The organism is Rheinheimera sp. SA_1 (assembly GCF_001669775.1).
Lineage (GTDB): Bacteria > Pseudomonadota > Gammaproteobacteria > Enterobacterales > Alteromonadaceae > Pararheinheimera.
The window spans coordinates 457,659-477,580 of the sequence record NZ_LXWK01000017.1; the positions used below are offsets into that span (position 1 = coordinate 457,659).

At 41.0% G+C, this 19,922-nt stretch carries 16 protein-coding genes; 3 read left to right on the forward strand and 13 right to left on the reverse strand.

What is annotated here, in order from left to right; all coding sequences use genetic code 11:
• Nucleotides 1–49 precede the first annotated feature (49 nt).
• The 5 genes from A5320_RS17585 to A5320_RS17605 form a co-directional block, all read right to left on the reverse strand.
• On the reverse strand, nt 50–1,048 hold the full coding sequence (locus tag A5320_RS17585; RefSeq protein ID WP_068067966.1) for a DUF4062 domain-containing protein: 999 nt from the start codon (nt 1,046–1,048) through the stop codon (nt 50–52).
• A gap of 79 nt (nt 1,049–1,127) precedes the next feature.
• Complete coding sequence (locus tag A5320_RS17590; protein WP_068067968.1) at nt 1,128–1,910, reverse strand: TIR domain-containing protein; 783 nt, start codon at nt 1,908–1,910, stop codon at nt 1,128–1,130.
• Nucleotides 1,911–2,186: 276 nt separating this feature from the next.
• Nucleotides 2,187–4,115, reverse strand: coding sequence for a replication endonuclease (locus A5320_RS17595; RefSeq protein ID WP_068067971.1), 1,929 nt, complete (start codon nt 4,113–4,115; stop codon nt 2,187–2,189).
• On the reverse strand, nt 4,102–4,398 hold the full coding sequence (locus tag A5320_RS17600) for a hypothetical protein (RefSeq protein ID WP_068067974.1): 297 nt from the start codon (nt 4,396–4,398) through the stop codon (nt 4,102–4,104). Before A5320_RS17600 ends, A5320_RS17595 begins: the two co-directional genes overlap by 14 nt.
• Nucleotides 4,392–4,628, reverse strand: coding sequence for a helix-turn-helix transcriptional regulator (locus tag A5320_RS17605; RefSeq protein ID WP_068067978.1), 237 nt, complete (start codon nt 4,626–4,628; stop codon nt 4,392–4,394). The genes A5320_RS17600 and A5320_RS17605 overlap by 7 nt, the downstream gene beginning before the upstream one ends.
• Before the next feature lie 349 nt (nt 4,629–4,977).
• Between A5320_RS17605 and A5320_RS17610 the strand changes: the two genes are divergently transcribed.
• A complete protein-coding gene (locus A5320_RS17610) occupies nt 4,978–5,379 on the forward strand; it encodes a group I intron-associated PD-(D/E)XK endonuclease (RefSeq protein WP_068067982.1) in 402 nt (133 codons plus the stop codon).
• 213 nt (nt 5,380–5,592) lie between these two features.
• Here A5320_RS17610 and A5320_RS17615 read toward each other — a convergent pair whose 3' ends face one another.
• The 3 genes from A5320_RS17615 to A5320_RS17625 all read right to left on the reverse strand — a co-directional run bounded on the left by A5320_RS17615 (nt 5,593) and on the right by A5320_RS17625 (nt 9,354).
• A complete protein-coding gene (locus A5320_RS17615) occupies nt 5,593–7,068 on the reverse strand; it encodes a DNA/RNA helicase domain-containing protein (protein ID WP_068067985.1) in 1,476 nt (491 codons plus the stop codon).
• Nucleotides 7,069–7,157: 89 nt separating this feature from the next.
• Nucleotides 7,158–8,111, reverse strand: coding sequence for a hypothetical protein (locus tag A5320_RS17620; protein ID WP_157605991.1), 954 nt, complete (start codon nt 8,109–8,111; stop codon nt 7,158–7,160).
• A 7-nt stretch (nt 8,112–8,118) separates the two neighbouring features.
• Nucleotides 8,119–9,354, reverse strand: a complete 1,236-nt coding sequence (locus A5320_RS17625; RefSeq protein WP_068067991.1) for a tyrosine-type recombinase/integrase — start codon at nt 9,352–9,354, stop codon at nt 8,119–8,121.
• Between the two features lie 660 nt (nt 9,355–10,014).
• On the opposite strand from A5320_RS17625, the gene A5320_RS17630 reads away from it, so the two are divergent.
• Together A5320_RS17630 and A5320_RS17635 are read left to right on the forward strand one after the other, a co-directional pair.
• Nucleotides 10,015–11,607 carry a metallophosphoesterase family protein gene (locus A5320_RS17630; protein ID WP_068067994.1) on the forward strand — a complete coding sequence of 531 codons (1,593 nt, stop codon included), beginning with the start codon at nt 10,015–10,017 and terminating at the stop codon, nt 11,605–11,607.
• A complete protein-coding gene (locus tag A5320_RS17635) occupies nt 11,600–12,451 on the forward strand; it encodes an HAD family hydrolase (protein ID WP_068067996.1) in 852 nt (283 codons plus the stop codon). Before A5320_RS17630 ends, A5320_RS17635 begins: the two co-directional genes overlap by 8 nt.
• 592 nt (nt 12,452–13,043) lie before the next feature.
• Here the strand turns inward: A5320_RS17635 and A5320_RS17640 are convergent.
• The 5 genes from A5320_RS17640 to A5320_RS17660 all read right to left on the reverse strand — a co-directional run bounded on the left by A5320_RS17640 (nt 13,044) and on the right by A5320_RS17660 (nt 19,903).
• Entirely contained in the window at nt 13,044–16,265 is a 3,222-nt protein-coding gene (locus tag A5320_RS17640; RefSeq protein ID WP_068067999.1) for an NACHT domain-containing protein, read from the reverse strand.
• A 265-nt stretch (nt 16,266–16,530) separates the two neighbouring features.
• The gene (locus tag A5320_RS17645) at nt 16,531–17,436 is read right to left on the reverse strand and encodes a hypothetical protein (protein ID WP_068068001.1); all 906 of its coding nucleotides are present in this window, start codon (nt 17,434–17,436) and stop codon (nt 16,531–16,533) included.
• 8 nt (nt 17,437–17,444) lie between these two features.
• Nucleotides 17,445–17,792 carry a tyrosine-type recombinase/integrase gene (locus tag A5320_RS17650; protein ID WP_082971855.1) on the reverse strand — a complete coding sequence of 116 codons (348 nt, stop codon included), beginning with the start codon at nt 17,790–17,792 and terminating at the stop codon, nt 17,445–17,447.
• A 225-nt stretch (nt 17,793–18,017) separates the two neighbouring features.
• Entirely contained in the window at nt 18,018–18,824 is an 807-nt protein-coding gene (locus A5320_RS17655; protein WP_082971856.1) for a LytR/AlgR family response regulator transcription factor, read from the reverse strand.
• On the reverse strand, nt 18,821–19,903 hold the full coding sequence (locus A5320_RS17660) for a sensor histidine kinase (protein WP_231916766.1): 1,083 nt from the start codon (nt 19,901–19,903) through the stop codon (nt 18,821–18,823). Before A5320_RS17660 ends, A5320_RS17655 begins: the two co-directional genes overlap by 4 nt.
• Between the last annotated feature and the right edge of the window lie 19 nt (nt 19,904–19,922).

Genomic DNA, 19,922 nt, shown 5'->3' on the forward strand with positions numbered 1-19,922 from the left:
TTATCGTTTGAATTATTCATGAAATAACAAAATCACTCATTCGTCGCTTTTATTTTCTATTGCGTGATATTCTGGGATGCTTTCGCAATTCATTTAAACCAAGAATTTGCCGAATCCTATTTAAATCATTTGTTGCATCTGGAATGTTTTCAAAAATCTCAACGATACTATGGTCATCACTAGGAATTTTTCCAGTTTTTTCTAGAGACCTAACAAATCCAATACTTGATTTAGCACTAATTACTGCATCAATTAGTTCCGACATTGTTAAATTATAGTCATTAGTTAAAAATCGAGCTAAAGGATTGGATTTAATCTTCTCTATTCTATCCAATTCGTTTAATCGCTTATCTTCGTTCATGATTATTTTTTCTGACTCACTAGGCGAAACAGCTTTCATCAAAGACTCTAGGTATGTCTTTAAAGTCGAATTTATTTCTCTTAACCCATCAACTTGGTGGGAAAGTTCGGTGAATTTTTTTTGCTCTGACATTCTTTGCAAAAGATCACGAAACAACCCTGCCCATTGTTGCTTTAACCAGCTTTCTATATCAGAGAACTTTTCAAATGTTTTAGTTGCGTTATTTCTTGGGAGAGATAGAATTTTTTCAATAAACTTAAAAATATTTACCGAATCAACATGAGCATATGAAATATTAATGTTATTTTTATTTCTTAAATATGTTTGATATTCAGAATAGACACTATTTTCAATTAAAATGTATGTGGGCACGTCACGTTTGTTAGCTTCTTCAAATTCTTTTTTTGTGACGCTCTCATAACGATCAAAAAAATCCTTATCTTGTTTTCTATCTCCTTCACTGACTTCGGAACCATATCTACCTCCAACAATTAAAACGAATATGTCGGTATTAGAGATTTCTTTATAGCAAGATTCGTCTAAAGCCATATCTGGAGAGTAAGCAATACTTCCCTTTTCAGACAAGACTGTTTCGTAACCTAATGATTCAATAAATATATCCATTGAAGCTCTAACATGCTTCAGATCATAATATGTAGAACTAATGAAAACTCGAGGATTAGCCAAAGCACACTCCTTTGCTATAAAAATTTAATATTTTGTATAATGCACAAGCCTTAATGAAGTACGCAATTTAAGAACACAGTTAGACATCATCGCCATCCTTTCTTAAATTCCTTAGGGCTCGTCTAATAAATACAAATGGCACTCCTTTTTCAGAGAGTACTGATGTTATTACCTCTTCAGGTACACCATCATTAATTAGTTCGTTTATTAAGTTTCTCGCTTCATCAGGTTCAAGTCTGGGGCGTACATGTTGGCTGTCGCTTCTATGTTGGCTGTCATTTTCAATCATTCGAACCCTACGTTCCATAGAACGTGTAGAACTTAATATTTCAAGTAATATGTCATTTTCAGATCGTACCTCGTTTTCTCCGGTTTCCGGAAAATCAGAAAGTATGTCTTTAAGTCGCTGATCGAATTGGCTCCAGTAGGTTTCAAATACTTGCTCCAAGATTTTCTCTTTGAGCCTCTGCTCCTTAAGACTGTTATTTAAAGTTACAACCAACTGCCATATACTGTCTTTAACAGGAAATGTGTGATTAAACTGTGCAAGAGGATTTCCAACGTCTGTTGGCTGCAGATCAATTAAGAGTGTACAAACACGATTAGACGATAAACCCTTGGCTAGGGCACCAGCTTCGAAGAGTATCCATGGTTTATTCTTGTTTTCTTTAGTTAAACATATAATTCCGATGCTTGTATTTTGGAGCTGATCAGCGATTTCATTGAACCAAAGAGAACCTCGGTCAATGTCTTTTGTTGACATCCATGGAACTGCGGCTTGTATTACACATTGAAGCCATTCATCCAATAATTCCGCGACCGCTCGACTTCGTTCCCCTGACCAGCTTAAAAATATACGCATATATACCTATAACTCCTAATAGGATACTTCAACGACAAGATCCCTAAAGTTGCTGCCGCAGTTAAGATTTGTGAAATTTCAGGCTATCCGTTTTTCAAAGTAAGTTCAACAATATATATACTTTAGTTCCTATTTTATCATTAATAACTAGGTTGAATGCTCTGCAATACACAACAAATTGACACATGAATAGAACAAAAGTACTTTTAGCTTTGCTTTCGAAAAACCTAATTATCGGTCTTTGGCACAAATTTTTTCTAGCATCTGTACAGTTATTTACAGAACTCCAAGTAAAGGCGAAGAGCGGCCTACGGCCTGTTCCAACCGCCACTGATGCAGGCGGGTAATAATTGACCTTCCTGCGTAAAGCAAACCTTTCAACTTGAACGTGATCTGATCATCAAACCAACTGGTTTTGATCAGGCCGGTTTGCTGGTCGGCTTGAACTTCGTAATAAGGCCGGATTAACAGGTCTTTGCGCTTACAGGACACTCCGCCCATCAATTGCACGTAGCTTTTCCAATCGCCTTTGTCAGCAGCTAAACGAACTGCTTCAAATTGCTCATCTTTTGAGTTATCAGCTTTTAGACGGCGCAGTTCGCGCCACGGTGTAACCGGCGCACCGCCAATTTGCTGAAACTGGCGAATCCCCCAACAACTTGCCCATGCTTCAACACGCTGTGCGGCAACAGTGGCATTCCCACCATCAATATCAGCATCAAGCCCTTGGCCGTCGATATTTTTAGAAATGTATTTAGCTATATAACCGGTGGCAGAACCTTTTTCTAAATCAATATCAACCAGCTTCACGCGGTTTTCCTTGGCTCCTTTTTCGTCGCCATCTTCTGCCAGCGCATATTTCATCACTACCGCACTAAAAGCAGCAAGTTGCTCTGGTGCCATAAACAACATCATATGCCAGTGCGGTGTGCCGTCATGTTGTGGCTCTGCAACTCGCATCCCTTGAATGTTTATTTCCTGGCGCGCCAGTTCAGCGCGAATTCTTGCCCAGACTTGGTTTAAATATTGTTGAGCTTGATAAGGTGTCGCGCCATTCCAGTTTGGGATTCGATCGCCAGAACTGGCGTAGGCACAGTGATATTTAGACGGACATGTCAGCGTAACAAAAGAGCCAACATGTCCATGCTCTTTGGCAATCTCTTCAATACCACGCATACGGGTCATCAACTCACCTTTACGGATTGTTGGGTTGGATACGTTCTTGTCGGAAATTTCTTTTAGTGAATACCGCTGCTGATCTTGGTTAACAATATAAGTTCGTGCCATAAAATCAGCTGAAGCGGCTTTTGCGGCTAAGCGGTTTTTAAGTGTTAAATCGCTGCAATACTTGCCTGCCCTTTTACTGACTTTACCAAGTAGCCTCATGACTTCTTCAGTTTTGCGTTTCTGGATTCTGCGCAATTGCTTGCGCCACCAAATTGCATCTTGCATACGTTTCAGGCAGCCGGAAAAGCCGGTCTTTTTTGTGAGTTTTGGCGGTAACAAGCCGAGCTGTTTCATATATGCAGCACATGCATAATATGCGGCTTGGTTCGCCTTCATCCGCACTTGTGCGTTAACGGCATTAATTTCCGAAAAATTTCCGAAATCTCCGGCATTGGTGCGGATTTGCGCGTTAACGGGTTTCTGAAATATTTTTGGAAATTTCAGAATTTTTTCTGAAACTGATTCAGAAATCGTTTCTGGAATTTCTAAAACTATTTCGGAATTTTTCGGAACGGTTTCTGAAATAATTTCAGAAACTGAGTTTGAGTTTTCTGAAACCGTCAGTGCATTTCCTGCATGAATTTCAGAAACGAGTGCGGAAATTCTCTGAAATTCCGGCTGCAATTGAAAACGGGCTATATTGAGTTCACGCAAATACATCCGGTTCATTCGGCGGGAATACTCTTCGGACAAATCGAACCGGCGTTTCTCGCACATATTAAAGTCACGCAGGAATATCACCGGCAGTATCCGGTCTATTTCAGCCGTCACTAACCGAAGATCGGTATTTGCCTTGACGATATTTGCTGCTGAACGGTAGTTATTAAACAGTATTATCTGAATGTCATAGGGCAAGCCCTCTAATTTACTACGCAGAAACTTCCGGTCATCTGCATGCAATGACAGGTAAAAAGCAGAATCAACTTCATCAAGTTGTTGTAGCAAACGCTCTAACTCGGACAGCCTAGGAATAGTCATCAGCACACTCCGAGACGGTTAGAAACTTTGTTCCGGCCGCTACTGAAAGGCGCGTCCAGCGGATGCCAAATAAAAGCACTTCGGTTTGCTGCAAAAGACCATATTGCAACAAGGTATTTAGCGAAGGCTTTAGACATTTTGCAGGAGCAGTTCCAATGACGACAATTTCACCAAAGCTTCGGCCAACGCTGGTACACCATTCAATGGCATTGTTAGGATCTGCCACAAACCAATTCAGTAACACTTGCACCATTGGAGATAGTTTTGGATGGCGGATTAGCATAAAGACACTCCGCACTGGCTCAGGTGACTGAACTTCTGCAAGTTGCTTAACCACAGATCTAAATCATCTTTCAGGTAACGCACTGACCGGCCAATTTTAATAAATGGTGGTGCAGGTGTGCGGTTTTCGCGATTACCTTCCATCCGCGACTGGCGCAGGAAAGAACGACTCATTCCGATATACTCGGCAGTTTCAATTTCGGATAGGACTTTTTTGCTTGGTGAGTTCATGGGTTATCTCCTGTACGTTGATGAACGACGAGATAATCAATGATGAAAAATGGCCGATTAGGATTTTGGTGAATTAATGATGATTCTGGTGAATTTTAATTAGAATTGACGAGAGCCTTTTTCTAAATTAGTCTATTTACGAACTGGAAACACGCCCCTTGTGGGCTGATAGTAGTATTTACGAAATTTTCAATCTTATTGGAAATTCGGGATTGGCCTCCGTTACTACTCGATACACGCCGTGGCGGTATAGTGCTTCTTAAATTATTTAGAGATCTACCTTGATGGTGAGCTCTGTCGTTGTGATGTAGCCATAAAACACACAACGGCATTAATTTTTGGATTAACTATGCCACTTAAAACTTCGGCTCTTGCCTCTGAACAACATCGTCACTATCAAAGTCACTCTTTCGAACAATATGCTGCAGGCCTATTTATGGCTGACGGCTGGGAAGTTTTTCAGCCCTACTTAGATCACGGCCGCAAAACAGATTTGTTGATCTCGGACGGTAACGTTTTTTATCGTGTACAGATAAAATCGTTAGAGACAACCGATGAATCGGTCATTGTTAGAAATCAGTGGAAAAACTCCAACACAAAAATTGACTATGTCATCTACTTCTCACAAAAAGGGAATTGGGGTTACATTGTTAAACCATTCTCTCGCAATCAAACCCGTTTAAATTCCGCCGGAGGAATCAGGTTTCACAAGCATCAAAAGCACTTTTCTCAGGCTTTTGCCAAAATATGATTTACCGGAATTCGTAATACATATATGTTGCGACGCGAATTGCATTTGGGCATACCGTCGCAACCATTAACCATCTAAACGATGCATATTGTTGAGCCGAAGACTAGCGGGTATGCTCTATCGCAAACATCATAGAATGTGGAAATTTCATTTATAAGAAAAAATAATTCGTGGGAAATCTCAATTAAAGTATATTCAACTTAATTACTTAAACTATAATTTCAGAATATATAAACACCTTTCCAAAATTTTAACATTCGATATTATGATGATGTTTAACCTCTTTCTTGCACGAGTCATATTTTGAAAGAGCATTTTCACTGGCTTATAATGCGCACGCCCAATATATGTTAATTCACCGTTTTTATCATAAGAAAAAAACTGATCAATGGTTACTGCCACGCCATCAAATTCCTGTCCAATTACTCTGTGCGAGGTCTGCTTTGTACCTTCTGAATATTTTTCATGAAATTCATTATTATACTGAGACGGGGTAAATCTCAAAACCTCCCATTTCGAGCAATCTAAAGATGAAACATATGCTTTCGCATCCTCTATATTTTTAAAGTAATTCAATTCAACATTACCTTTATTTATTAATTTTAAATTTCTTTTTTCATTAAATATCATTTTTACAAATGTTGATATTTCTTTGTTAGTTCTTATTTTTTCGGTCAAGTTATACTTTAAAATTGAATTAATTAAATTTATTTTTGAATCGATATCTCTTGACTCCTCCAAGCTAGAAAGAGTTTGAAGTTTATCATAAGAAAATATACAACCACCTCCACTCTGTCTAACACTCTCTATTATATCCTGAAGTTGCTCAGGGTATATACGTTGAACCTCATCAATAAAAACCGCATCGTAATTAGATAACTTAACGTTTTTATAGTTTTTTATAGGAATAATATCCCAACCTTTTTTTCTTAGAAATTCTTGCCCGTCATTTAAGTATCCGCAGTGAATAATCAATGTTTTCTTTTTTAAACTCCGTAAGCTCTTAACAATATCGTACACAAGCAATGTCTTCCCTGTGCCTGCACCGCCTGTTATCGATACGAAAAATTCCGTTTTAAATGTTTGCAATGAGGATATTACTCGGTTCTTTATCTCTTCTTGTTGATTTGTCAGAAAGTAGCAATTTTCAATGAATTTTTTTGTCGAGTTAAATGGTGAAACTAAATAATCGGAAGGATTAAACAAATCATCAATATCATTAACATCCTCAACAACCTGTTCACGTAATAATTTTTCTAACATTGAAAGTTCCACCTTCTCCAATCTTCCAGAGTCGTTAAGGTAGAAAAGTTCGGCAACACTAGACACGAAAGAAAAGTTATGAACTTTCTTTCCAAGATAGCTCAAATATGATTTATTCCTGACCAGCTGATTAAGCATTTTATCTTCACTACTTGAACTTTTGATTTCGACATTAATCACGCAGTCAAAGCCAAATCTCAATAGATCAAATTCCTTGCTTATTTGTGGTATTTTATAGCCAACATAATATCTATCAAAAATAATTTGATCATCAGTCAAGTCATACAGAGATTCTGTAAAAACACTTAGGTCTTCAGCTTCTTGCTCTCTGATACCTACGCCGTAATATTCTAGAAAAATTGCATAGAGATCATCTTCCAATGAATTGCAAGCCTGAACCAAAGACAATATATTTATGCTTTTCATTTACGTTCCTTGAATGAAATATAAAAATATGAAAGATCTACATTAAACCAGCTGGACTTAGTAGCCAATCCTGCACTTAACGATTCCAGCTATTGATGTAGCTTACCTCTTACTCTGCTTATTACGTTCCTTAGACTGTCCAGCGTGTAAGAACACTCTACATTTCCACGATATTTATCGCGCCACGAGATAATGCCATTTGTTTCACCCATAAGAACATTGTGCCGATCAAAAACTCTTGAGTCTTCCTCTTTTTCTGCCTCCACACACAAAAATCGGTGGATTTCTTTTGCTTTCAACTGTGGTTTCGCCATTAATATTCGTGCTAATAATTCTTCAAATTCATTTTTGAATTGGTTGTCAAAAGCACCAGTCTTTGTGGATTCTTGATTATCCGGTAGTTCATTTGATGGTTGATTGATATCAAACAGCCCAATGCTAATTAAGTCTGTGGTCTGGATACAGATATCTACAAAATTAAAATTTTGACCAGCGGCAGAAAGTATCCTTTTCGGGTGATTTTCAAAGATTTTTGATTCTAATTTGGTAGCATCATCAACCGCAGTTCTCGAACCAGAATTTATGGTGTTAAGCATATCAACAAAACTTGCCATCAAACTGTCGCATTCTCTTGGATAAGCTTTGGCTGGTATTACAGACCAGCTTATTTGCGCTAGATCAGCTTTCAACCATGAACCGATATAGCTATTTGGCCACGGAACATCAAACGGATATTCAGACGATACTACTGTGATTTTTTCACGTTGAAGCAGATTCATCTCAGTTGACGTTACCTTTCCCTTGCTCAAAAGTTGGACAACTTTTGAGCAAGGGATTGAAACAAGCCCCTTGTACCAAGCTATGGCAAACCCCTTAAACTTATTCGCATGGTAACCACCTAACACATAGTGAGATGGTGGTAAAAAAAACACTGGCTGCAACTTATCCTGTTCAATCAAGTAACGCACAGTTCCTTCAGTCACCCCAAAATTAGCAAGCTCATCAAGTCGGTAGTATTTCCTATCTGTTGTCACTAAATTCATGTCGTTTTTATCCAATCAAATTCACAGCAGCCGCTTTATGCTCGGGCGCTAAGTGGGCGTAGCGTAAGGTCATGGCAAGATCGCCATGTCCTAACAGTTCACGAACGGTATTTAAATCGACACTGGCCATTACCAGTTTGCTGGCGAAGTGGTGGCGCAGGTCGTGAAAGCGAAAGTTGGTGATACCGGCGTCTTCCAGCAGTTTGTCCCAACCTTTGCCAATGTCAGTCATGGCTTTGCTGTTTTGACCTTTAAACACAATACCGGTGCTGTCTGTATCAGCTTGCCAGCTTTGCAAAGTGCGGAACGCTTCACCGTTGAGAGGTATATGGCGGGTTTTGCCTGATTTGGCATGTTCAAACTGCACTGTCAGCGTTTTGGTATCAAAACTGACGTTTTCCCAGCACAGGCTTAGAATTTCGCCGCGCCGCATGCCGGTATTCATTGCCAGCAGCACAATGGGTTCCAGATGATCGGCAAAGGCTTTGCAGTTCAGGCAAGGCAATAATTCATAGCTACGGTCTTCCCGATGTTTGTTGCCGTTGCTGCGCTCTTGTTTGATTCTGGCATCCCGCTCGCGCATGGTGGCGCGCAGTGCCTTTTCTTCGACTTTGGACAGGTATCTAATTTTCGAGTTGTCTTCAGGCAATCGTTTCACTTTGTTCAGCTCGTACTTTTCAATCACCTCCCACTCCACCGCTCGGCTTAAGCAGCTTTGCAGATTGGTGATCTGCCGGTTAATGGTGGCATTGCTATTGCCCTTCGCTTTGCGCTCGATACGCCACTGTTCAATTAAATGCGGTTTGATATCGGCTAACTGATAATCCATCAGATGGGCAAAGCTGGTGTTAAAAACGTCGATGCGCGCTTTGGCCGTTTTCGGATTTTGGGAATAGAGCCAAGGGGCGAATTTGGATTCGATAAACTTTCGAAGTGTCGCCAGCTCGACTTGCTTCTGCTCAATACGTTCTTGTTTTTTCACTTCCTGAACGTCAGTGCCTTTAGACACCTCACCAATTTTTTGCTTGGCGAGATCTCGGGCAAGTGCTGGCGTAATTTGCCCTTCGCTGCCTAACTTGTAGTTCACTTGTTTACCGTTGAGCCGGTAATAGAGGTAATAATGGATTTTCCCTTCAGGCGTAATACGGGCATGAAAACCGGTGATTTCAGTGTCATTTAAACGCTGGTCTTCCGGCCTGAAATTCTTGATGGACGTGTTGCTGATTTTCGCCCTGATTGCCACTCAGTTTTCTCCCATGTAGCACCTATGTAGCAGTTCTATCGTGCAGTCGTGAAAATGAATGAACGATGAAGAACAAACCGCCTAAAAAAACCAGATATGTTTCAGACAGTTATAGCGCAACTTTGTTTATAGTGGTACATGGAAGTTTATGATTTAATTAGCTTTTTCTCGCTCCGGAGGCAGAGGTCTCAGGTTCGAATCCTGATGTGTGCGCCATAAATGTCAAAACCACCCTTGCGGTGGTTTTTGCATTTATGGGGTATACACAGATTTGAACCTCCTTCGACCAAAACGCCGGGAGCGTTTTGGCACAGCGCAAAGCGCTGCCCGAAGGGTGAGGTACAGGATGTACCGAGTCAATCCTGATGTGTGCGCCATATAAATCAACCACTTAGAGGAAACTCAAGTGGCTTTTTTATGCCTGTTAGAAAATTTTATAGCAGATTTATAGCAGATTTGATTGTTCTCCCCACTCCTTTGTGAAGTGAAGCGCATGTTCCTCCTCTCAAATAGGTAATTTTAATACGTAGCGAACTGACTGTAGCCATTGCGCTAAATCAGGTAAGCTCTACATAAACAGGTATTAACTTCATCTTTGGCTTGCAAAAAGCACAATGTTGCCATAATGTTAAATTTCAAGCGTTTTATCAAGGAGTGACTATGCACGCTTTGTTCAGATTTAGAGATCTCTCCTGTCCCGAGAATGAAACAATTAATCGGCACCAGAGAATCATTGCGGAGAAAGGATTTGTCTACTGGGGATGGTGGAACAAAGGGCATGAAAAACTTCCTTTAACCTCCTTAGTAGAATTGGGGCTGACTAAAACTGTAAACGATATTTATCTTTTCGACTCTGCACAAAGAAAATTTTATCTAGCAAGTTGCGAACGGATTTTTCATGATGTACCTAATAGGATACAGAGCCCAGATCTCAGTGCAACTCCTAATTATTATTTAGAAACTAAATGTTTAATGTGGCTGAAGCTACTATCCATAGTAGAAGTAGACGAAAAAAATATCATCGGGGTAAAATCATACTGTGATCTTTCCGAGTTATTCGTTAAGGATAACCATTATGATATGTTTAATAACAAAATAATATTCGACTCCGCTGAACTTTCCGAGCAAAACAGAACTATTTGGATTGTTCGTGAAAGGAAATCTGAAGATAAGCACCATAAAATAATGCTATCTACAATGTCATCCATTGAACCTAGACATTTTGATAGTTCTGTGAACTTTTCCTATAGAGATAGTATCCTTTGGATATCAGACCCGCACTTTAATAGTAACGGAAAACACGCCTTCGAGGTGCATTCTGATAGCTCACAGAAGAATACGCTTGCAACCACTCTCCGGCACGCATATAACCTAACCGATAATAAAGACATAGCAACTTTAATAATATCTGGTGATATGTCATGGTCAGCTGAGAAAAATGAATTTGATCTCGCAGGAGATTTTCTAAGCACCATTTGTACAATAGCTAGCTTGGATAAATCATGGATTGGTTTTTGCCCAGGAAATCACGATTTAGCATTCCACGCCGATGACATGGGAGCAATAGATGAAAGTAATATTCAAGCGAATTTCAATGCTGCCAAGGACAACTACTCTGAACTATACAGGAAGTTTTTTGATTTGAAGCCAAACGAGTTCTTATGCTTAGGACGTCGTTTTGTTCTTGGTTCTACAAAGCCGGTAGAGATTGTTTTTTTGAATAGTGTAATGCTACAGCAGAAGAAAGAATCTTTTCAAGGTTTTGGTTTTATAGGACAAGAGCAATTAGCTCATGTCGAGCAGATGATGAAGTTCAATGGTAGCAAACCTAGAAATCTAACCAGAATCTGTGTAATGCATCATCATTTGATACCAGTCTCTTTGACAGAACATGGCTATGATGATGCTCGCTATAGTACTGTTCTTGATTCAGAGAGATTATCTAGATGGTTGACTAAACATCAATTTGACTTTCTACTTCATGGACATATGCATCAAAATTTCAACTGCAAAATTGAACGTTCCGTTATTACTCACAAAGTAACTTCAATTGATAACAGACTTAATAGATTAAATATTTTATCTTTGGGAAGTTCCGGTGTAGTTACTAGCCATACTGGTGAATCAAAAGGGAATTGGGTTTGCAAGATAAAATTTACTGACGAAGACATACTGTTTCAGTACAAACAAATATCTCCTGAAGCAGCAAATCTGTCAGGAGATTATGAGTTAAGGTTCCCCTACAATGATTAAATTAATTATAACTGACCTTGATAATACCTTATATGACTGGGTTGGTTTTTTTTCACAGTCTTTCGAAGCGATGCTTGCTGAAATATGTTCAATTACGGCAATTGATAGAAATACACTTATTTCAGATTTCAAAAAAATCCATCAAAAATACCATAATTCAGAGCGACCATATGCGGCATTAGAGCTACCGTCGATTATTGAACACTATGGAACAAATGAAAAATACATCATATACAATAATCTTGAACCCGCTTTTTCAAAGTTCAAGATTACAGCTGAATCAACTTTAAAACTATATCCGAATGTTTTCGAGACACTGAAATACTTTCACTCACGCGGCATAACTATAGTTGGACATACAGAATCTTTTGATGTCAACTCCTCAGGACGAATAAAAGATCTTTCTATTCGAGACTACTTTAAACATCTGTATACTCTTAAATCAGATTCATCGTCGCACCCAGACATTAAGAGACCTATTTTGATGCCTGATGATTTAAATTGGGTGGTGCAATTACCTAGAGAAGAAAGAAAACCAAACCCTAAATTGTTGTTAGACATATGCAGCAAGGAAGGAGTAAAACCAAACGAAGCGTTATATGTTGGCGATTCGGTGCCAAAAGATATTTCGATGGCAAATAAGGCTGGATTGGTTTCTGTTTGGGCAAAATATGGTCGCGAGTTTCATAATGCGAACTGGAAACTCCTTGTAGAAATAACTCATTGGACTGATGAAGACGTAAAACAAGAAGAGAACTTGAAATTTGCATTTGGAAATGAAAAGCCAATGCATTCAATATCTGATTACTCACAATTAATCCAGATAGTTTCTTCATATCAATAAGTAGTCAGTACAGTTATTTACAGAACTCCAAGTAAAGGCGAAGAGCGGCCTACGGCCTGTTCCAGCCGCCATTGGTGCAGGCGGGTGATAATTGCCTTGCCAAGTTGTAAAAACAAAAAATCTATTTATAGAATAACATCCTAATTTACCACCGGTGATCATTCTGAATTTACCGATCATTGAAAAACATGCGCACCACAAATTCAATAAACGCCTAAGGACATTAAAAAGCGAGGAGCAGAAGCTAATGTCTTAATCAGGCGACGCTATAGCAGTCGCTTGGATTAAGAGAGTAATTAATCCGAACACCCCGGTAAGCACTACTTGGATAATGATTAGTTGCTGTAAATTCTTGTTCAAGGTTCCGGTATTTGCTTATAAGATCAGTGGCATTAAGACAAATGTAAGGCTACCTTTGTCATTAGCTGGTTGAATGAAGAAACGGTGATTGTGGAGTCACTGTCTGCATTCAAACGACCCGGCTCAACAGGGATTCTTATCAATTTCGTCAAGCAAGCCGCCTTGATATTAGGTAATATCATTACAGATGACTAAGAACACACAACGTACTTAAAGTGTTGATACATACGCATCAGGCGCCTGCCAGTCCGAGCCACCGTTCCTCCATTTGTGCCAGATACGTGCTGCCACGGTCGTTAAGCACATTTGGTAACTCATCACCCGGCCAATCTCCGTTCGGATCCGCTCTACTCATGTCCAAGTAAAGCACGTATTTGTGCCTGAAATAGTCTGTTTTGAACATGAAGAACTCTACTGCGATAATTTCTCTAGTCCAGTTTTTTTCTTTACACAAATCTTTGTATGTTCGCCTATCACTTAACATTACAACAACTTGATGATAGAGATCTTTTATCGTAACAACCACCATTGCGACTATAAGCAGGGACATAAAGCCAAGAAAGACCCAAGAGTGAATGTCTATTTGATAAAAAATGTAGAATAGTATGACCGCGGGAATAAAAAAAATGGCTCCCACTATTAAGGATAACAATACGTCAGGCAATTTGTCAGTTATTGCTAAAGTTATAGTTCTCGTAATGTAAAACCAAGGGAAAATTGTCAGCGCGATGACAAAATAAAAAATTGATGGTACCAACAGCCAATGCTCACCAAATGTATTGTAGGTGATGGATTTATAACCAGAACTAACTGAGAAGATTATGCCTAAGGCGCAACCAAACCTCACTAGGAAATTTCGATTTACTGAAATAGACATGGGATTTGATTTGTTCCCTTTATAGAACCCGCTAGCGATGAGTATTTTTTTACGTTGAGTAAAAGAAAGTTGTGTTTTAAGGTTGCCGGAAAACCAAGCCATACATCTTAAAACCAGACGGAGGATTATTCGATTACTTTTTTTATACGACAGACTATCCGAATCATTGAGACGGCGTTTGTCACGACGGAGCGACGTAGTTATATCAATATAATCGGTCATGAAAACAATACATTTTACCCATAACCAGCAGATAAGAAACAAAGCCGGATCTAAAACTAGGATTGCGCACTGCCCCAAACGACCGATATAGCCATCGACACGTCTAAACTTGCACCACCGGTTGATGGAGCGAAAAGAGTCAGAAAGAGACAAGGAAAATATGATGTCACCAGCACTACTCATAAAGTGGTCATAGTCGAGTTTACAAAAGTAGCTCAGCAGACGTTTCTCCAGTAACTTGCCAAGTTTTCCATAATTTCGGCATGAGTCTGTTGCAGTTTCCGACAACCAGTCGTTATTTAGATTAAATGCCCCCGCAAGAGATTTATTGACGTGTGCATCTTCTAGAATACATGTAGCTTCTATCGCATTTTTCTTGATCAGAATGTCCGAATTCCCTCGCAATATGCTTATAACAAGTTGACCAAGTTCATTGCGAAAATGCTGGAGACTCTCAACTCTGCCTCGAAAAGCTGTCCGCAAGAATCTCAGCGGGTGGATCAAGTCCGAGTAAACGTTCCTGCGGCTTTTGCCCTGCGTAGGTGAAAACTGCATTATTTTCTGCCAACAATACTCGGCCATACCCCTAGCAACATCATCATCTGCCACCTCAGCAACCAGCACCAACGCCTCACGCCATCTCGAGTCTTGAGGTATTGATGCAAGTGGAAGTTTCTGCGGATCTTTTAATAAAGTAATCGCAACGAAGTACTCGGTAAACCGGCGATGGACAAATGAGAATCGCCTTTCAGGCCCCTTGCCAATCCGAGCAATGTTAGCCCCGACTAAAATCTCCAATGACCAACGGACTATTTCTCTATCTTCGCTGCGCGCCAAACTAATTCTGTCTGTAAGTTCCTCAATAGGCCCTTCCAGACCATAATGATAGAAAAGCTCGTTGGCAGCCAATTGCGCATGAAAGAGTACATCTTGTTTCGTTAACGTTTTCCCGTTTTTCTTCTTGAATTCGTTCATCTGGTCTTTGCATTTTTCCAACCTCTCATCAAAATAGTTTTGGTACAACTCAGATTGATTAGCAGGTAACTGATGTGGCTTAGTGCGAGAGTACATTTGCAACAGACCGCAAGTAAAAGGGTTGCGAAGTATTGGTCCCAAATCTGGTCGTGTGCACAACATCTCAGATACTTGGCTGGTGCGAAAAGCTGAGTTTCTCTCAATCGTCGAGTAGATTTGTCTCTCGGTGAATGGCCGTACTATAAGTTCAGCGTCGGCAGAAAACTTTTTCGAAGGCTGACGATACTGCCGGGAGCTCAAGATGCCTCTGCCATGACTGGCAGACAAAAACCGATAGACAACACTTGATAGCTCGTCGATGAGATTGGATGCATCGTCCACATCAAGTACCTGAGGCAGTTCATCAAAAGAATCTAAGATCAGGTAAAATCGTCCAGCATCCAACAAAGCAGAGAACATGGTTTTATCGGATTTGTCGACCTTTTCATTCAAAAAATCACGCTGATACACTTTCAGTCTTTTCATGACATCATTGATAACAAAAGCTTCGAGATCCTCGGTATTTGGCGGATTTTCGGCTGACCATCCGTCTTGTTTTTTCCATTCGCGTAAATTTATATATATCGGGAGTTTTCCAGTTTGTTCGAACTCGTCAAGCAGGTCTTCGGCAAGTTTTCTCAAGGCGACACTCTTCCCAGATCCTGGATCGCCTAAAATCAAAAATATTTTATTGTTAATGTCCTGCTTGATGGCAGAAAGCAGATCCGCAACTTTCCGATTCTTTCTTGCAACCTTCTTTAGTTCTACCTGCGCACGGATCGGCTCATATTGCTCTACGCTCCAGTTTGAATTCTCATTGATTTCATCAAGGTCAGTTGCCAGCCGTTTTTTAAGGCCTAGTAACTTTATGCGAAGCTCCGCCTCAGAATAACTGCCTAATCCATTGTGTTCGGTTTGCTTCATCACCGTACTATCTCTCATCAAGTAATTGACGATGAAAATACCCATAAGTACAAAGAACAGTACTAAGGCAGAGGGGGTGGGGGCAGGAATATCGACGATCACTTTGACCAGCCATGGAGGCCCCTCAAAGTTCGCTAATAGCTTGTGGATCAATTGCGACCAATATGATTGAGAGAGTGCCACCACAGATAGGACACTAATAGAAGCCATCCTGACTTTGTTTTTTCCGTAGTTTTCCGGGTGCCAAAGAAATTTCGTCAGCCAGATTATGGCTACAAACAGCAGCCCGACAATCATTGCAGCAGCGGGGTTGTCAGCAATGAGAAATGGATAGACTGAAACAATAAATGCCACCAAAATAAAAGCCAGTAAACGTTGTTTACCCGACATTGAATAAAAAAAATCCGATGGATTCATGAATCACCTTACACATTAATCATAATGTTTTTTATCTCAGACATTTAGGTTGAGATAATACGGAATTTTAAATTACCTTTAAAGCATTAATATTTCAGCAAACTGTAAACGTCAAGTCATGAAGTACCTGCAGAATAAAAAAATATTTGTTCCATGTAAAATCGTGTTTTTTTCAGCATACTGATTTGAAAGAGCTACAAAAGTACATTATGTTTAAAACTGTCACTCAATCTCCTAATTCTGAACGACCATTTCTGTCAGAGAGTCACGTCTTACCTAAATGGTACTTAGATCTACTCTGGCATTTTTCTACGTCTGTTAAAATCCTATCTACCAGATTGTAAAAACTCTTCTTTTTCAAGGTTCTCGGCTTTCCATGTCTATCACTCCAAATCAACTCGTCTGTGCCAACTTCATCTAAAATTTCTTCAATGTCATAAAGACGCTCTGCTCTGATACTATCGGCTTTTAACATTCGCCATAGTTGACTCGGTTTGTGGTCTGGAAACTGCTCCATCATCCTAACAATCAACTTGTCGAATCCCCTTTTACCGTCATCTGTGTCGATGTCTGACATTCGCAAAATTTCTCTAAGTTCAACCAGACAAGTTTCCGAAACTCTGAGGTCATCAGTCGAATTCTCAATATGTGCAGTTTCAAGTTGCTTTGATGCTAACAGCTGCTTTTCGATAAGTTTTAACCGGCCTTCACTTTCCTTAATAGCTTGTGGCTGGTCAATCATGAATTGAAACGCGGAAAAAAAGTCAGCCCCATTATTAGCTTCCCGAAGCCCTATCCAGAAAAAACCATTTTCACTTTGTAGTACAGAATTGTTGTCGCCAACCCAACCTTTTAGATATTTATTCGGTAAGTCAGCCTTATACGGATTTTCACGGCTATTTATGAAAATCTGGTGGCTTTCCTCAATTGCAATTTGCTCTATCCAGATTGTTTTACGTTGATACAAGCGGTTGAGAGTCCATTTCGGGATGGACGTGTAACCCGATAAAGTACCAATACCAAGACCATACAATTCCTGATTGCAGATGGTGCCAACCTGCTTTGGTACATAGGCTGAAAAAGTTAATTTTCCTTGTTCGGAAAAATCCCATAATTCATCCTCACTCAGATGTAATTTTCTGGCAGCCGAACCTAAACGGTAATATTCCATATCAATCCTTATCCAATCAAATTCACAGCAGCCGCTTTATGCTCGGGCGCTAAGTGGGCGTAGCGTAAGGTCATGGCTAAATCACCATGACCTAACAGTTCACGAACGGTATTTAAATCGACACTGGCCATCACCAGTTTGCTGGCGAAGTGGTGGCGCAAGTCGTGAAAGCGAAAGTTAGTGATACCGGCATCTTCCAATAACTTATCCCAGCCTTTGCCAATATCGGACATCGCGTTGCCGTTTTGGCCTTTAAACACAATGCCAGTGCTGTCTGTGTCCGCTTGCCAGCCTTGTAAAGTACGGAATGCTTCTACGTCTAGCGGTATATGGCGGGTGACGTGTGCGCCATAAATGTCAACCCCCCCCTTTTGGTGGCTTTTTCATTTATGGTCATATTTTTGATGAGAACCTGTTGTTCGACCAAAACGTCGGGAGCGTTTTGGCACAGTGCAAAGCGCTACCCGCAGGGTGAGTTGCAGGATGCGTCGAGTGAGTCCTGTTGTTTGATGGATACATTGATTTGAACCTGTTGCGCCACACCAAAATCCTCACTCACACAACAATTCCCTCCAACATCACTAAACCAACCGCTGCTTCAAAGCCCGCGCATAAGTGCGGCTCACTTTCAGCACCTTGTCATTGACCAATACCGCGTGATATTCCGAGTTATAGAGCGGCAGCAGTTTGACGATGTGCGTCAGGTTGACGACGGTGGATTTGTGAATTCGCACAAATACATCGGGTAGCCGTTCGTTGATCAGGCTTTTTAAGCGGGCGCGCATGACGTAGGTTTCGGCTTTAGTGTGGACGCACATGTAATCGCCAGCGGCGTCAATCCAGATAATATCCTGATAGGGGATCAACTGGATTGGGTTGCGGCCATCCTCGATCACCAGCTTCTGGCGTTCGATACAGTATTGCGGCTCGATGGTTTCAGTACTGTGGCCGTGAACGTTTTTGGTTATTTCTGCAACTGCTCCCAGCATTTGCGCTTTGTCAGCCCGGCTGGTGGTCATCTCTCGTAGCCGGCCGATGGTTTCGGCGAGTCGTTGCTGTTTTACGGGTTTGAGTAAGTAATCCAGCGCCCTGACTTCAAAGGCTTTTACGGCGTGTTGATGAAAGGCGGTCACAAACACAATAGCCGGGCATTGTTCCGGTTGCAGTTGCCGGATCAGGTCGAAGCCTGTTTGTTCCGGCATTTCGATATCGAGAAAAATCAGATCAGGCGATAAGGTGTTGATGAGGGTCAGCGCTTCGGCCACGCTGGTTGCTTCGCCGATCACCCGGACTTCAGGAAATGTCTGCAGCCTGATGCGAAGGCCTTCGATGGCAGCGGGTTCGTCATCGACAATCACCGTGTTTAGTATCAAGGTGTTGAGGATCATGTTGCCGCTCCCTGCGCCGTCGACTGCGCAAGTTCTTTGGGGATACAAATTTTAATCCAGGCGCCTTCGTCAGCCCTGTTGCCAAAACTTAATGCGCTTTGCTCCGGGTAAATCAGCGCTAACCGCTCTTCGCAATTGTGTAAACCGATACCGGTAGAATCAGCCAGCGCTTGCTGTTCAAAACCACTGCCGTTGTCCAGCATACTGATCTGCAGCTGTCCGTCGTGATGGCTGAAATTGACGGTAATAGCGTAACTTTGTTGCGACATCCGCATGCCATGTTTTAAAGCATTTTCTGCCAGCGGTTGCAGCAATAAAGATGGCATCAGGAAATTTTTTACTTCCTCGTCGGCCACAATTGAAACGTTTAGTTTGCTGCGAAACCGGCACTGCTCTACATCAAAATAGGTTTGTAAAATCAGGATTTCTTCCGCCACTGTCACTTTCGCTAACGGATCTGTGTACAAGCTGTAGCGTAGCAAATCACATAGCTTTTCCAGCATCGAAACCGCATGTTGGTTATCTTGCTTCAAAATTAAGGTGCAAATGGCATTAATGCTGTTAAACATAAAATGCGGGTTGAGCTGATAGCGCAGCATTTTAAGTTGCGCTTCTTTCGCCAGATGGATAGCGTCTGCCGCCTTTTGCCGCTGCTCCATGGTTTCGAAAGTTGCTTTGGAGGCGTAATACAAGGCGGTCCAGGTCAGTAAGATCGTTAACGAAGCGGAATTCCAGGTACCAAAATCGAACCAGGTCATCCACTGCCACAACTGGCCATACAGCCACTGTAGCGTCAGCCATTTCCACTGCGTCCACACCAGGCAACTGAGAAAGATCACCGCCAGATGCCAGATCACTTTTAATGGCAACTCTTTTGCGCTGACATGGCGATACCAGGCTCGCAGCAGCAGGGTTAAGATAAAACCGAAACAAGTATCCAGCAGCAGATGCGGCAGACTGATCTGCCAGGGCTCCTGACTGGGAATTTTAATCATCAACTCCGTCAGCAAAGCGTACACGGCCCAGCCGCCTGTTTGACAGAGCCAGAACAGTTGATTTCGGGTTAAAGCTTGTAACACCAGTCAATTCCAATTTAAT